The organism is Kitasatospora arboriphila, from assembly GCF_039528095.1.
Taxonomy (GTDB): domain Bacteria; phylum Actinomycetota; class Actinomycetes; order Streptomycetales; family Streptomycetaceae; genus Kitasatospora; species Kitasatospora arboriphila.
In genome coordinates this window covers 53,556-65,365 of sequence record NZ_BAAALD010000027.1, presented here as the reverse complement: position 1 = coordinate 65,365, position 11,810 = coordinate 53,556, and the positions used below count along the sequence as shown (strand labels likewise).

Here is an 11,810-nt window from a genome sequence, read left to right as displayed (position 1 = left end):
TCCCGGCCGGTGGTGCCGGTGGTGTGGTGCTGTTGTGGTGCCGGGTGGGTCAGGCCGCCACGGCGAGCGGGCGCCGCGGCGCGATCACCCGGCCGTCGGGCAGCAGTTCACCGGTGTCCTCGAAGAGCAGGACGCCGTTGCAGAGCAGGCTCCAGCCCTGCTCGGGGTGGCGGGCCACCGGTACGGCCGCCTCGCGGTCGGCCGACTCGGCCGAAGGACACTCAGTACGGTGCTGGCACATAGCTCGTACCCTCGCTTCGCTCGGATCCTGCCCCGCCGCACGGCACCCCCGTGGCGCGCCGCCCTGCCGGCGGATCATCCTCGCCGGCCCAGGTGTGAACCGGCGCTCCGGTGGGTAGGACAAGCCCCCACATCCGCTGGTTCCCAGTGTCGGCATCCCGAGTCCTTCCCGCAGCCTTTTTGTGACATGAGCCACAACCCGTCGCGGGAGATCACCCGTTCAGGCGGCCGACCCGTTCCGGAACGGCCGGACGGGCCACCGGGTTACTGACCCTGGTAGGTCAGAACCGATGGCCCGTCCGGGTGATGCGGAGGTGCCGGTCCGGAGGTCGCGCTCCGGCCGGCGTGCGGCGGTTCAGCTCTGGCTGAGCAGCATCGCGGCGCCGCCGAGCGGCGGGCGTTCCAGCGCCGCCAGCAACTCGCCCGCCCGGTAGATCCGGTGGGCCGTCACCCCGAGCGGTGCGGGGGAGAGCGGGATCAGCAGGTCGTCCCCGCCGTCCGGCGCCGAACCGTTCAGCCACAGCGCCGTGGCGTAGTGCCCCGGCATCGTCAGCAGCCGGGGCAGCCGGATCGTCCGTGAACCCTGCGCGAGCTGCCAGGCCTGCCGCAGCGCCTGGACGGTGGAGTCGAGGTAGGGGCCGGCCGCGAAGTGCGAGAAGGTGTGCCCGGCCACCGTCTCCGTCACCTCCGCCGCCGCGACGACGCCGCCGCTGCCCTGCTTGATGAGGAACCGCCAGCCGGTGCGCCGCGCGGTGCCCAGCGCGGACCCCTCCAGCACGTACACGGCCAGCGGATGCGCGGGGAGCAGCGGGCCGGCGGTATGGCGCAGCGCGGCGGCCGCGGGCTTGCTCAGCGCACCCTCGTCGTCGAGGGCGGCCAGTACGGCGCGCAGGGCGCTCGGCGGTGGCTGGGGGGTCTGCAGAGTCATGGCGGGTCGCCTCTCCGTGCGAGATCGGCGTGCGAGTGCGGCATACCGGCGTGGCGGGACCTGGCCGTGTCCGGTTGGGCATGATCGCGGTGCGGGCACGGAACCACGCGAGCACGAGGTTGTCGTGCGGCGGGAAACCGGCCGGAAGCGCAGTGCGAATTCTACTCGAACAGGTGCGCAGGGTGACCTTCTTATCACGTTCGGTGTGGGGCGGCAAGTCCGATCGCGGCTGACGGTCCGTCAGTTCTTGCCCTCGCCACCGCGTTCGAGACCCCGGGCTATCGATCTTCCGGATGGGCATGATGCATGCACGGTCGACCTAGGGGAGGAGGACGCTCATGGGCGAGAAGGTCGCGGCCACTCGCGCTGAACTGTCCGACCGGCAGCTGTACCGGCGCAAGCTCCAGTCCTGTCTGGACGTGTTCGAGCGGATGCTGCGCGAGGGACGTTTCGACCGCCCCAGAGCGATGATGGGCCTGGAGATCGAGCTCAACCTGGCCGACGAGCAGGGCATGCCGGTCATGCGGAACGCACAGGTGCTGGAGTCCATCGCCTCGGCCGACTTCCAGACCGAGCTGGGCCGTTTCAACATCGAGGTCAACGTCGCCCCGCGGCGGCTCGGCGGGCACGTCCTGGAGGAGCTCCGCGAGGAGGTCGACACCTGCCTGCGCTACGCGGACCGGCAGGCGGCCGACGCCGGCGCCCGGATCGTCATGGTCGGAATCCTGCCGACCCTCGACCTGGACCACACCGGCCTGGACGCCATGTCGCACAACAACCGCTACAGCCTGCTCAGCGACCAGATCCTGGCCGCCCGCGGCGAGGACATCGCGCTGGACATCGAGGGCGTCGAGCACCTCGCGGTCGAGTCGGTCTCGATGGTCGCGGAGGCCGCGGCCACCTCGCTCCAACTCCACCTGCAGGTCACGCCGGAGAAGTTCGCACCCGTGTGGAACGCGGCCCAGGCGGTCTCCGCCTGCCAGGTCGCGCTCGGCGCCAACTCGCCGTTCCTGTTCGGCCGCGAACTGTGGCGCGAGACCCGCCCGGTGCTCTTCCAGCAGGCCTGCGACACCCGTTCGGCGGAGCTCAAGGCACAGGGCGTGCGCCCCATCACCTGGTTCGGGGAGCGCTGGGTGGACTCCGCGCTGGACCTCTTCGCCGAGAACCTCCGCTACTTCCCGGCTCTGCTGCCGATCTGCGACGACGAGGACCCGGTCAAGGTGCTCGCCTCCGGCGGCGTCCCCAAACTCGCCGAGATGCGGCTCCACAACGGCACCATCTACCGCTGGAACCGTCCCGTCTACGACGTCGCCGACGGCATCGCCCACCTCCGGGTGGAGAACCGCTGCCTGCCCGCCGGGCCCACCGTCACCGACGTCCTCGCCAACGCCGCCTTCTACTACGGGCTGGTCCGCGTCCTCGCCGAACAGTCCCGGCCGGTCTGGACGAGGCTGCCCTTCGAACGCGCCGACGAGAACTTCCACACCGCGGCCCGGCACGGCATCGACGCCGTCCTGCACTGGCCCCGGCACGGCCGGGCCGGCCGCGGCGGCACCGCCCCGACCCCCGTCACCGAGCTCGTGCTGAACGAGCTGCTCCCGCTCGCCCACCAGGGCCTCGACGAATGGGGCATCGAACCCGCCGACCGCGACCGCTACCTCGGCGTCATCGAACAGCGCTGCCTGCGCCGCACCAACGGCGCCTCCTGGCAGGCCGCCACCGTGCACCGGCTGCGCGAGCACTTCGGCATGGACCGCACCGCCGCCATCGCCGCGATGACCCGCAGGTACGTGGAGTACATGCGCACCGGCGAACCGGTGCACACCTGGCCGGTCGGCTGACCGGCCGCGCCCCGCCGCCCGCGACCGGTGCCCGCCACCGGCCGCTCGCGGCGGGGCGCCCTCATCCGCGTGTGCGAGGATGATCGGCCCGGAGGCCGTCCGTGCCGACGGGCCCGCGCGCCGGCCGGCCGCGGGGAGCGAGCCGCCGCGCGGGAGACCAGGTGACCAGCGTTACGACCGAGCCGGAGACCGGCACCCCGGCCCGCCGCCTGCTCGGCGTCGAGCTGCTCATCGTGCTCGGCCTCTCCCTCGGGGCCAGCGGCATCGCCGCCCTGATCAGCTTCGCCGACTCGCTGACCCAGCCGATCGCGCTCGGCCAGCAGGTCGCCACCCTCAACGGCTCCCGCGCGCCGGGCCGGCCCTGGATCGACCTCGCCTGGCAGCTCTACTACATCGCCCGCGGACTCATGCCCGTCGTGCTGGTCGGCTACCTGCTGGTGCGGGAGGGCACCTCGCTGCGGGTGCTCGGCTTCGACCTCCGGGACAAGGCGCGGGACCTCGGGCGCGGCGCGCTGGTCGCCGCCGCGATCGGCGGCACCGGACTCGGCCTCTACCTCGCCGCCCAGGCCGCCGGCTTCAACCTCACCGTCGCCCCCTCCGGTCTGCCGGACGTCTGGTGGCGCATCCCCGTCCTGATCGGCTCGGCCTGGCAGAACGCGATCCTCGAAGAGGTCGTCGTGGTCGGCTACCTGCTGCGGCGGCTCGGCCAGCTGGGCTGGTCCTGGCCGGCGATCGTGGTCACCAGTGCGGTGCTGCGCGGGTCGTACCACCTGTACCAGGGCGTCGGCGGGCTCGTCGGCAACATGGTCATGGGCGTGGTCTTCTGCCTGCTGTACCGCCGCTGGGGCCGGGTGATGCCGCTGGTCGTCGCCCACGCCCTGATCGACACCGTCGCCTTCGTCGGCTACGCCCTCCTCGCCGGGCACGTCAGCTGGCTGCCCACGCCCTGACGGCCGCCCCGGGCGGCGGCCCCCCGCCCCCGAATGCGGTTGCGGTGGGGGCGGTGGGCGGGGGAAGGATGTGTCCATGGACAGTGCAGCGGATGAGGTGGAACAGGCGATCGCGGGGGAGCTGCAGCTCATGGATCCGCGGGTGCGCTCCTCGCCGGAGCTCGCCGGCCGGCTCCTCGACCCCGGGTTCGTGGAGGTCGGCGGGTCGGGGCGGCGGTGGACGTACGCGACGATGCTCGCGGAGCTGGCGGGCCACCCGGGCGGTTCGGCGGACGGGCCTCAGTACGAGCCCTCGGAGATCTCGGGCGTGCGGCTCGCGCCGGGGCTGGTGCACCTGACGTTCGAGACGGTGCTGGGCGGGCGCCGCAGCCGGCACAGCTCGATCTGGCGCAGGGGCCGGGACGGCGGCTGGCGGATGTACTACCACCAGGCCACCCGCGTCCCGCCCGGCGTGGATCAGTGACGCGGGCGCCGGAAGGCGCGGGGCGGGCGCCGGAGCAGGCGGTCGACGTGGTGGCGTTCGAGCCCCTGGTGGGGGTCGACCGGGATCAGCAGGCGGTCCGGGCGCAGCAGTGAGTTCCGGACGAGCCGGGGCGGGATGACGTCGTCGATCCACGCGAACGGGCGGCCCGCCGCGTGCCGGAGGATCGGGGCCCACTTGAAGCCGGAGAACAGCTCGGCGAGCCTCGTCCGCGGGTCGCCGGGCTGCCGGACGTAGCGGTTGACCCCCACCACCGGCAGCTCCGGCAGGCCGAGCAGCGGTGCGAGGTGCTCGTTGGCGGACTCCTGCCAGGTGGTGGCCCAGCACAGCCGGTAGGTGCCGGAGAGCTCCCGCAGCCACTCGCCGTGGACGGGGGAGAGCAGCACCTCGTACCCGAGCAGTTCGTGGCGTCGGAAGCCGTCCGCCGGGTACGGGTCGGCGGGGTTGAGCACCCCGTCGACGTCGATGTACAGCAGTGGTGCGTCCGGCATGCCTTCTCCCCCTCGGCCTGTACCGGTGACGGACGCGCCGCGGGGCCGCCCGGTTGCTCAGACGCCGACCGGTTCGGTGGTGCCGGCCGGTTCGCGGGCGCCGGCCGGGGCAGGCCCGGGCAGCGGACGGCTGAGCTGGCGGACCTCGGGGACGACGAGGACGGCGGCGGCCAGGGCGAGCGTGACGAGCGCGCATGTCCACAGCGCGCCGTCCAGGCCGAGCGCGTCGGCGGCGGGCCCGGCCATCGCGGTGCCGAGCGGGGTGAGCGCGATCGAGCCGAGGTGGTCGTACGCGCTGACCCGGGAGAACATCTCGGACGGGATCTCCTGCTGCAGCGCGACCATCCAGTTGACGCCGAAGACGGTGACGCCGGCGCCGGAGACGAACATCGCCGCGACCAGCACGGGCAGCTCGGTGCGGGCCGCGAGGGCCAGTCCGGGCAGCGCGAAGAGGAAGACGCCCCCGTTGCCGGTGAGCAGGATGCGGCGCGGCTGCCAGCGGGTCATCAGGACGCCGGCCGCGACCATGCCGATGCCGAAGGCGGCCATCGCGACGCCCCAGGCGCGGGCACCGCCGAAGCGGAGGTCGGCGACGACCGGCCCGTACACCGTCTCCACCGCGCCGACGCAGGCGACCACCACGGAGAACTGCAGCACCACCGCCCAGAGCCACCGCCGGGAGGCGAACTCGCGCCATCCGAGCCGGAGCTCGTGGACGAGACCGCTCTCGTGGGCGGCGTCGCGGGGTGCCGGGGAGACCTTCAGGAAGACCCGCAGGCCGCCCGCGACGGCGAAGCCGACCGCGTCCAGCACCAGCACCCAGCCGGGCCCGACCGCGGCGGTCAGCGCGCCGCCGAGCGCCGCACCGCCGATCTGCGCGCCGTTCATCGCCATCCGGTAGACCGAGAACGCCTTGCCGGCGTGCTCGGCGGCCACGCTCTCCATGATCATGCCCTCGGAGGCGGGCGCGTAGAACGCCTGGCCGGCGCCGCCCGCGGCGGAGAGCAGCACCAGCGCCCAGACCGGCGGCGCGCCGGACAGCACCAGGGCCGCCAGCACCGCCTGGGAGATCGCGTTGAAGAGGTTGGCGGCGACCATCACGTGGTGCCGCGGCAGCCGGTCCGCGAGCGCGCCGCCCACCAGCAGGAAGAGCACCAGCGGGACGAGCCGCGCCGCCGTCACCCAGCCCACCTCGGTGGTGGAGCCGCCCGCCTCCAGCACGGCGAACGCGGTGGCGATCGGCGCGGCGGCGTTGCCGAGCCCGCTGACCACGGTGGCGGCCGTCTGGATACGGAAGTTCCGTCCCGCCCAGGCGAACGGGCGGGGTGCGGAGGGGCCGGTGGGTGCGTCGGCGGGGGAGGCGGGGGAGGTCACCCGGAGACTATCGGTGTTCCGCCGCGCGATGTCCATCCGGTTTCCGGTGCCCGCCGTCCGGTGGGGACGGCCCGGGCACGCACCCGGTCGGGCGGCTCAGCCGAGGTGGCCCCAGAGGAAGCTGAGCGTGCGCTGCCAGGCGATGTCGGCCTGCAGCGGGTCGTAGGTGCCGGCCAGGTTCTCGTCGTTCATGAAGGCGTGTCCGGCCGGGTAGAAGTGGATCTCCGGCCGCCGGTCGGTGGCCTCGCCGATCAGCATCGCGGCCTCGTCCACCGCCTCCTGGGGGATCGAGCGGTCCTCCTCGCCGTAGTGGCCGAGCACGTGGGCGGTCAGGCCGCGGTAGTCGTAGTCCGGGATCCTCGGCAGGCCGTAGAAGGGGACCACCGCGGAGACCCGGTCGCCCTCCTGTGCGGCCAGCACCAGGGCGAACCCGCCGCCCATGCAGAACCCGACGACGCCGACCGCGTCGCCGACCACGTGCGGCAGCCCGAGCAGGAGGTCGACCGCACCACGCAGGTCGCGGGCGGCCCGGTCGGTCGGCAGCTCGCGCAGCATCCGGGCGGCCTCCTCCCGGTCGTGCGTGGTGGCGCCGCCGAACAGGTCCGGCGCGAGGGTGACGAAGCCCTCGGCGGCGAACCGGTCCACCATCGACACCATGTGCGAGGTCAGGCCCCACCACTCCTGGACGACCACCAGTGCCGGACCGGTGCCCTGCGGCGGCACCGCCAGGTAGCCGTGTGCCGTGCCCCCGTTGCTAGGGAAGGTGACGTTCTGCGGGGAACTGCCCATGGCCTCTCCGTGGGGTGGGCCGCGTGAACGCGGCGGGGCGGCGGGTGCGGGGACGATGCTATGCGCGGCGGCGGTGCGGCACGGGGGACGCGCACCGCGCCGATCGGGTGAGCGGCCCCGGCCGTCAGCCCATCTCCTCCAGGGCCCGCCCCTTGGTCTCCCGGATGCAGAAGACCACGAACGGGATGGAGAGGAGCGCGAACCCCGCGTAGACGGCGTAGGTCGCCGACAGGTTCCAGTCGGCGAGGTCCGGGAAGGAGACGGTGATCGCCCAGTTGGCGATCCACTGTGCGGAGGCCGCCACCGACAGCGCCAGCGCCCGGATCCGGTTGGGGAACATCTCGCCGAGCAGCACCCAGACCACCACGCCCCAGGAGAAGGCGAAGCAGAACACGAAGACGTGCGCGGCGACCAGGGCGACCGTGGCGTAGGTCTGGTCGAGCGTCGCGCTGTCGCCGGTGCCCTGCCGGAACGAGAACGCCCAGGCGGCGGTGCCCAGCGAGAGGGCCATGCCGACCGAGCCCGCCAGGGCCAGCGGCTTGCGGCCGATCCGGTCGACCAGGGACATCGCCAGCACCGTGCCGATCACGTTGACGATCGAGGTGGAGAGGCTGATCAGCAGGGAGTTCGACTCGTTGATGCCGACCGACTGCCAGAGGAAGGACGAGTAGTAGAAGATCACGTTGATGCCGACGAACTGCTGGAAGACCGAGGCGCCGATGCCGACCCAGACGATCGGCAGCAGCCCGAACCGCCCGCCCAGCAGGTCCTTCGCCCGCGGCTTGTGCGCGGACTCCAGCACCGCCCGGATCTCGGCGATCCGAGCGTCCAGGTCCACGTCCGGGCCCTCCACCTCGGCGAGCACCTCGCGGGCCTGCTCCTCGCGCCGGTCGGCGATCAGGTAGCGCGGCGACTCCGGGATCGCCAGCGCCATCAGCCCGTACACCAGCGCGGGGATCGCCTCCACGCCGAGCATCCACTGCCAGGCCTGGATGCCGCCGAGGTGGTTGGTGGACTCGCCACCGGCCGCCTGGTTGAGCGCGTAGTTGGCGAGCTGCGAGACGGTGATGCCGAGCACGATCGCCAACTGCTGGAAGGAGGCCAGCCGGCCCCGGTACGCGGTCGGTGCCACCTCGGCGATATAGGTGGGGGCGATCACCGAGGCGATGCCGATCGCGATGCCGCCGACGACCCGCCAGAAGCCGAGCAGGCCGATGCTCGGCGGGAACATCGAGCCGACGCCGCTGATCGCGAACAGCACCGCGGCCAGCAGCATCGTCCGGACCCGGCCGAGGTGGTCGGCGAGCCGGCCGGCGATCACCGCGCCGAACGCCGAGCCGAGCAGCGCGATCGCGACGACGAACGCCGTCGTGCCGTTGCCCACTTCGAAGTGCTGCTGAATGCCCGTCACCGCACCGTTGATGACGGCGCTGTCGTAGCCGAAGAGGAAACCGCCCATCGCGGCCGCGGCCGAGATGAAGACGACGTGGCCGAGGTGGTCCTCGGCGTCCGGCGGGGAGATGGACACGCGAGCGGCTCCTCGGCGGTCGGCGGCCCTCCTGCTCGGCCGGATGGACAGGGCACGTCCCACAGTCCATCAGTTCCGCGCCCCCACCGCCCGCCGGGCCGGGCCGGCCGGGCGACGGAGGTCACCCGGACGCCGTCACCCGGATGCCCGGACACGCCGGCCCGGCCAGGAACCGTCGTCAAAGGGTGCTCGGGCGGTCGGTTCAGGGGCGCGTGGGGGCCTTCGGCCGGGATATGCCCCCACGCGCCCCATGCGGTGTCCGTGTGCCCTTCGAAGACACGTCCTACGGCCGAGCGGCCGGGCCGGGGCGCGGGCCGTCGGCCGTGGCCGCCCGCAGGGCGTTGCGCCGCAGCAGCTGCGCCCGGGCGCCGGCGTCCAGCCCGGTGCCGCGCTCGGCGAGCCGGCCGGCCAGCGCCGCCTGCTCGGCCACCGGCTTCTTGTCGTCGTACTTGAACTTGGCCCGGACCTCGCGGACCGTCAGCCGCAGCCCGCGCAGGCCGCTCAGCAGCGGCCCGAACGGCGCCTCGCCGGGGGTGACGTCGAGCGGTGCCTCCGGCTGGAAGTGCGCCGCCTGGCGGCGGAGGATCTCGGCCTTGCCCGCCGCGTCCTCGACGACCGCGGCGGTGCAGTGGAAGTGCACCGAGGCGTACAGGCTCGTCGGGGTGCCCGGCTCGCCGCGCCAGTGGCCGGGCGCGTAGGCGTAGTCGTCCGTCACCGCCAGGGTGACGTGCGGGTCGGCGCGCAGCGCGGCCCAGACCGGGTTGGGCGCCGCGAGGTGGAGCAGGATCTCGCCGGCGTCCGCGTCCAGCAGGAAGTGCGTCGGGACGAGCACCGGGCCCCGCCCCTCCGCGCCGTTCGCGGCGAGCACCCCGAAGTCCCGGCCCTCGGCGAGCCAGGCGCGCCACTCGGCGTCCGTGCCGGCGTCCCAGGACCGGATCAGCACGGCAGCTCCCCGGCGACGAAGTCCGCGAGGTAGCCCGGGACGGGGCCGGTGGTGCTCGGGTGCGGCTCGGGAGCGGCGTAGACCGTGCGCACCGGCACCACGCCCGACCAGTGCGGCAGCGGGAGGTCGTCCTCGTCGTCGTTCACGCCCCCGGTGCGGGACTTGAGGGACACCTCGTCCAGGTCGAGCCGGACGACGGCCGTCGCCGCCGCCTCCTTGGCGTTCGCCGGCCGGGCGTCGGCCGAGCGGCCGGGCACCGCCTGGTCGACCAGCGCGTCCAGCGCCGTCGCCAGCTCGTCCGGGTCGGTGACCTGGAAGGCGGTGCCGTGGGCGACCACCGAGCGGTAGTTGACGGAGTGGTTGAACGCCGACTTGGCCAGCACGATGCCGTCGACCAGGGTGACCGTCACGCACACCGGCAGGCCCTCGTCGGCCCCGGCGCCGCGCAGCGGCCGGCTGCCCGTCGAGCCGTGCAGGTACAACGCGTCGCCGACCCGGGCGTAGATGGTCGGCAGGACGACGGGCGCGCCGTCGGCGACGAAGCCGAGGTGGCACACCCAGGCGCTGTCGAGGACGGCGTGCACGGCCGCCCTGTCCCAGCTGGCGCGGTCGCGCGATCGGGTGGGGACGGTGCGGGGAGTCCGGGCGTAGGCCGTGTCCGACATGACAACCTCACTGCACTAGTGCATAATCTTCTTTGTGCTAGGAGACTATCCGATCAAGGGTCGGCGGGCCAGCGAGATTGCGGCCGACGTCGAAGGGGCCGTCGCCGAGGGGCGGCTGGCGCCCGGCGCCGCGCTGCCGCCGCTGCGCGAACTCGCCGTCGAGCTGGGCGTCAATCCGAACACCGTGGCCGCCGCCTACCGGCTGCTGCGCGACCGCGGCGTGATCGAGACGGCCGGCCGCAAGGGCAGCCGGGTCCGCCCCCGCCCGGTCACCACCCCGCGCGACGAGGTCGGCATCGCCGTCCCGCCCGGCGCCCGCGACCTCTCCGCGGGCAACCCGGATCCGGCGCTGCTGCCCGCGCTCGGCCCGGCCCTCGCCGCGGCGGCGGCCGGTCCGCCCGTGCTGTACGGGCACCCGCCCGCCGATCCCGGGCTGGTCGAGTTGGCCCGGGCCTCCTTCGCCGCGGCCGGCGCCCCGGCCGGCGCGATCGCGGTCTGCTCCGGCTCGCTCGACACCATCGAACGGGCCCTGCTGGCCCGGCTGCGCCCGGGCGACCTCGTCGCGGTGGAGGATCCGGGCTGGGGCAGCCTGCTCGACCTGGTGCCCGCGCTCGGCCTCAAGCCGGTGCCGGTCCGCACCGACGACGAGGGGCCGCTGCCCGTCGAGGTGGCCAATGCGCTGGCGCTGGGCGCCCGCTGCCTGATCGTCACCAGCCGGGCGCAGAACCCGACGGGCGCCGCGCTGAGCCCGGCCCGCGCCGCGGCCCTGCGCGAGGTGATCGCCGGCCGTCCGGGCATCCTGCTGATCGAGGACGACCACGGGCACGGCATGGTCGACCTGCCGTTCCAGTCGCTGGCGGCGGGGCCGGACGGCGTCCCGATCACCGAGCACCGGCTGCTGGTGCGGTCGGCGGCGAAGGCCTACGGGCCGGACTTGCGCCTCTCCGTCGCGATCGGCGACGAGGACACGGTCGGGCGCGTCCTGGGGCGGCAGCGCCTCGGCGCGGGCTGGGTCAGCCACCTGCTGCAGCGGGCCGTCGTGGAGCTGTGGCGCAGCGACGCCGCGCCGGTCGCCCGGGTTGCGGCGGCCTACGGCGAGCGCCGGGACGCGCTGCTGCGGGCGCTGGCCGCCCGCGGGGTCGCGGCGCACGGGCGCAGCGGGCTGAACGTGTGGATCCCGGTGCGGGACGAGACGGTGGCGGTGGCGGGGCTGGTGCAGCGCGGCTGGGTGGCGGCGCCCGGCGCGCGGTTCCGGCTGCACTCGGAGCCGGCGATCCGGCTCTGCGTGGCGACGCTGGAGCCCGGCGAGGCGGAGCGGCTGGCGGCGGACGTGGCGGAGGTGCTGGCGGCGGGCCGCGGCGGCGCGCGGGGGGTCTGAGCTGGGGCGGTCCCGCCGCGGCGGGGGCGGACGGACGGCGAGGGGTCGGCGCTGGGTCGGCGCGGGGTCGGTGACGCAGGGAGAAACCCGGTCACTGTCCGAATTGTGGCATGCAGATACCTGGCGGTAATAACCGCGTCCATGCCATCTTCATCGCGCCACCGGCCGGCGGTCCACCCTCACCAGCCCCGCGCACCCACAG

Annotated in this window: 12 protein-coding genes; 4 read left to right on the top strand and 8 right to left on the bottom strand. The window is 74.1% G+C overall.

From position 1 onward, the window contains the following. Positions 1-49: 49 nt before the first annotated feature. Positions 50-241, bottom strand: coding sequence for a DUF5999 family protein (locus ABD353_RS16310; protein ID WP_344624316.1), 192 nt, complete (start codon positions 239-241; stop codon positions 50-52). Between the two features lie 354 nt (positions 242-595). Continuing rightward, complete coding sequence (locus ABD353_RS16305; RefSeq protein WP_344624315.1) at positions 596-1,168, bottom strand: hypothetical protein; 573 nt, start codon at positions 1,166-1,168, stop codon at positions 596-598. A gap of 338 nt (positions 1,169-1,506) precedes the next feature. Between ABD353_RS16305 and ABD353_RS16300 the strand changes: the two genes are divergently transcribed. The 3 genes from ABD353_RS16300 to ABD353_RS16290 all read left to right on the top strand — a co-directional run bounded on the left by ABD353_RS16300 (position 1,507) and on the right by ABD353_RS16290 (position 4,422). Next, complete coding sequence (locus ABD353_RS16300) at positions 1,507-3,009, top strand: glutamate-cysteine ligase family protein (protein ID WP_344624314.1); 1,503 nt, start codon at positions 1,507-1,509, stop codon at positions 3,007-3,009. Between the two features lie 161 nt (positions 3,010-3,170). Next, positions 3,171-3,959, top strand: a complete 789-nt coding sequence (locus ABD353_RS16295) for a CPBP family intramembrane glutamic endopeptidase (RefSeq protein ID WP_344624313.1) — start codon at positions 3,171-3,173, stop codon at positions 3,957-3,959. Between the two features lie 76 nt (positions 3,960-4,035). Further along, on the top strand, positions 4,036-4,422 hold the full coding sequence (locus ABD353_RS16290; RefSeq protein WP_344624312.1) for a nuclear transport factor 2 family protein: 387 nt from the start codon (positions 4,036-4,038) through the stop codon (positions 4,420-4,422). On the opposite strand, the gene ABD353_RS16285 is transcribed toward ABD353_RS16290, so the two are convergent. The 6 genes from ABD353_RS16285 to ABD353_RS16260 all read right to left on the bottom strand — a co-directional run bounded on the left by ABD353_RS16285 (position 4,416) and on the right by ABD353_RS16260 (position 10,230). After that, positions 4,416-4,931 (bottom strand): HAD domain-containing protein, encoded by a 516-nt coding sequence (locus tag ABD353_RS16285; protein WP_344624311.1) that lies wholly within the window; start codon positions 4,929-4,931, stop codon positions 4,416-4,418. The two genes, ABD353_RS16290 and ABD353_RS16285, sit on opposite strands and share 7 nt — an antisense overlap. Positions 4,932-4,988: 57 nt before the next feature. After that, a complete protein-coding gene (locus tag ABD353_RS16280; RefSeq protein ID WP_344624310.1) occupies positions 4,989-6,305 on the bottom strand; it encodes an MFS transporter in 1,317 nt (438 codons plus the stop codon). Positions 6,306-6,401: 96 nt separating this feature from the next. Further along, positions 6,402-7,094 carry a dienelactone hydrolase family protein gene (locus ABD353_RS16275; RefSeq protein ID WP_344624309.1) on the bottom strand — a complete coding sequence of 231 codons (693 nt, stop codon included), beginning with the start codon at positions 7,092-7,094 and terminating at the stop codon, positions 6,402-6,404. Positions 7,095-7,218: 124 nt separating this feature from the next. Beyond that, positions 7,219-8,622 carry a sugar porter family MFS transporter gene (locus ABD353_RS16270; RefSeq protein ID WP_344624308.1) on the bottom strand — a complete coding sequence of 468 codons (1,404 nt, stop codon included), beginning with the start codon at positions 8,620-8,622 and terminating at the stop codon, positions 7,219-7,221. 283 nt (positions 8,623-8,905) lie between these two features. After that, positions 8,906-9,565: an FMN-binding negative transcriptional regulator gene (locus tag ABD353_RS16265; RefSeq protein WP_344624307.1), complete on the bottom strand. Its 660-nt coding sequence runs from the start codon at positions 9,563-9,565 to the stop codon at positions 8,906-8,908. Further along, positions 9,559-10,230, bottom strand: coding sequence for a pyridoxamine 5'-phosphate oxidase family protein (locus ABD353_RS16260; RefSeq protein WP_344624306.1), 672 nt, complete (start codon positions 10,228-10,230; stop codon positions 9,559-9,561). The genes ABD353_RS16265 and ABD353_RS16260 overlap by 7 nt, the downstream gene beginning before the upstream one ends. A gap of 34 nt (positions 10,231-10,264) precedes the next feature. Here ABD353_RS16260 and ABD353_RS16255 point away from each other — a divergent pair, with 34 nt between their 5' ends. Further along, on the top strand, positions 10,265-11,608 hold the full coding sequence (locus ABD353_RS16255) for an aminotransferase class I/II-fold pyridoxal phosphate-dependent enzyme (RefSeq protein ID WP_344624305.1): 1,344 nt from the start codon (positions 10,265-10,267) through the stop codon (positions 11,606-11,608). The last annotated feature ends 202 nt before the right edge of the window (positions 11,609-11,810 follow it).

What these genes read in the sequence shown, in the direction of transcription:
- ABD353_RS16275 (WP_344624309.1), bottom strand. Translation starts at nt 7,094, where the DNA reads ATGGGCAGTTCCCCGCAGAACGTCACCTTCCCTAGCAACGGGGGCACG.
- ABD353_RS16300 (WP_344624314.1), top strand. Translation starts at nt 1,507, where the DNA reads ATGGGCGAGAAGGTCGCGGCCACTCGCGCTGAACTGTCCGACCGGCAG.
- ABD353_RS16260 (WP_344624306.1), bottom strand. Translation starts at nt 10,230, where the DNA reads ATGTCGGACACGGCCTACGCCCGGACTCCCCGCACCGTCCCCACCCGA.
- ABD353_RS16285 (WP_344624311.1), bottom strand. Translation starts at nt 4,931, where the DNA reads ATGCCGGACGCACCACTGCTGTACATCGACGTCGACGGGGTGCTCAAC.
- ABD353_RS16290 (WP_344624312.1), top strand. Translation starts at nt 4,036, where the DNA reads ATGGACAGTGCAGCGGATGAGGTGGAACAGGCGATCGCGGGGGAGCTG.
- ABD353_RS16310 (WP_344624316.1), bottom strand. Translation starts at nt 241, where the DNA reads ATGTGCCAGCACCGTACTGAGTGTCCTTCGGCCGAGTCGGCCGACCGC.
- ABD353_RS16305 (WP_344624315.1), bottom strand. Translation starts at nt 1,168, where the DNA reads ATGACTCTGCAGACCCCCCAGCCACCGCCGAGCGCCCTGCGCGCCGTA.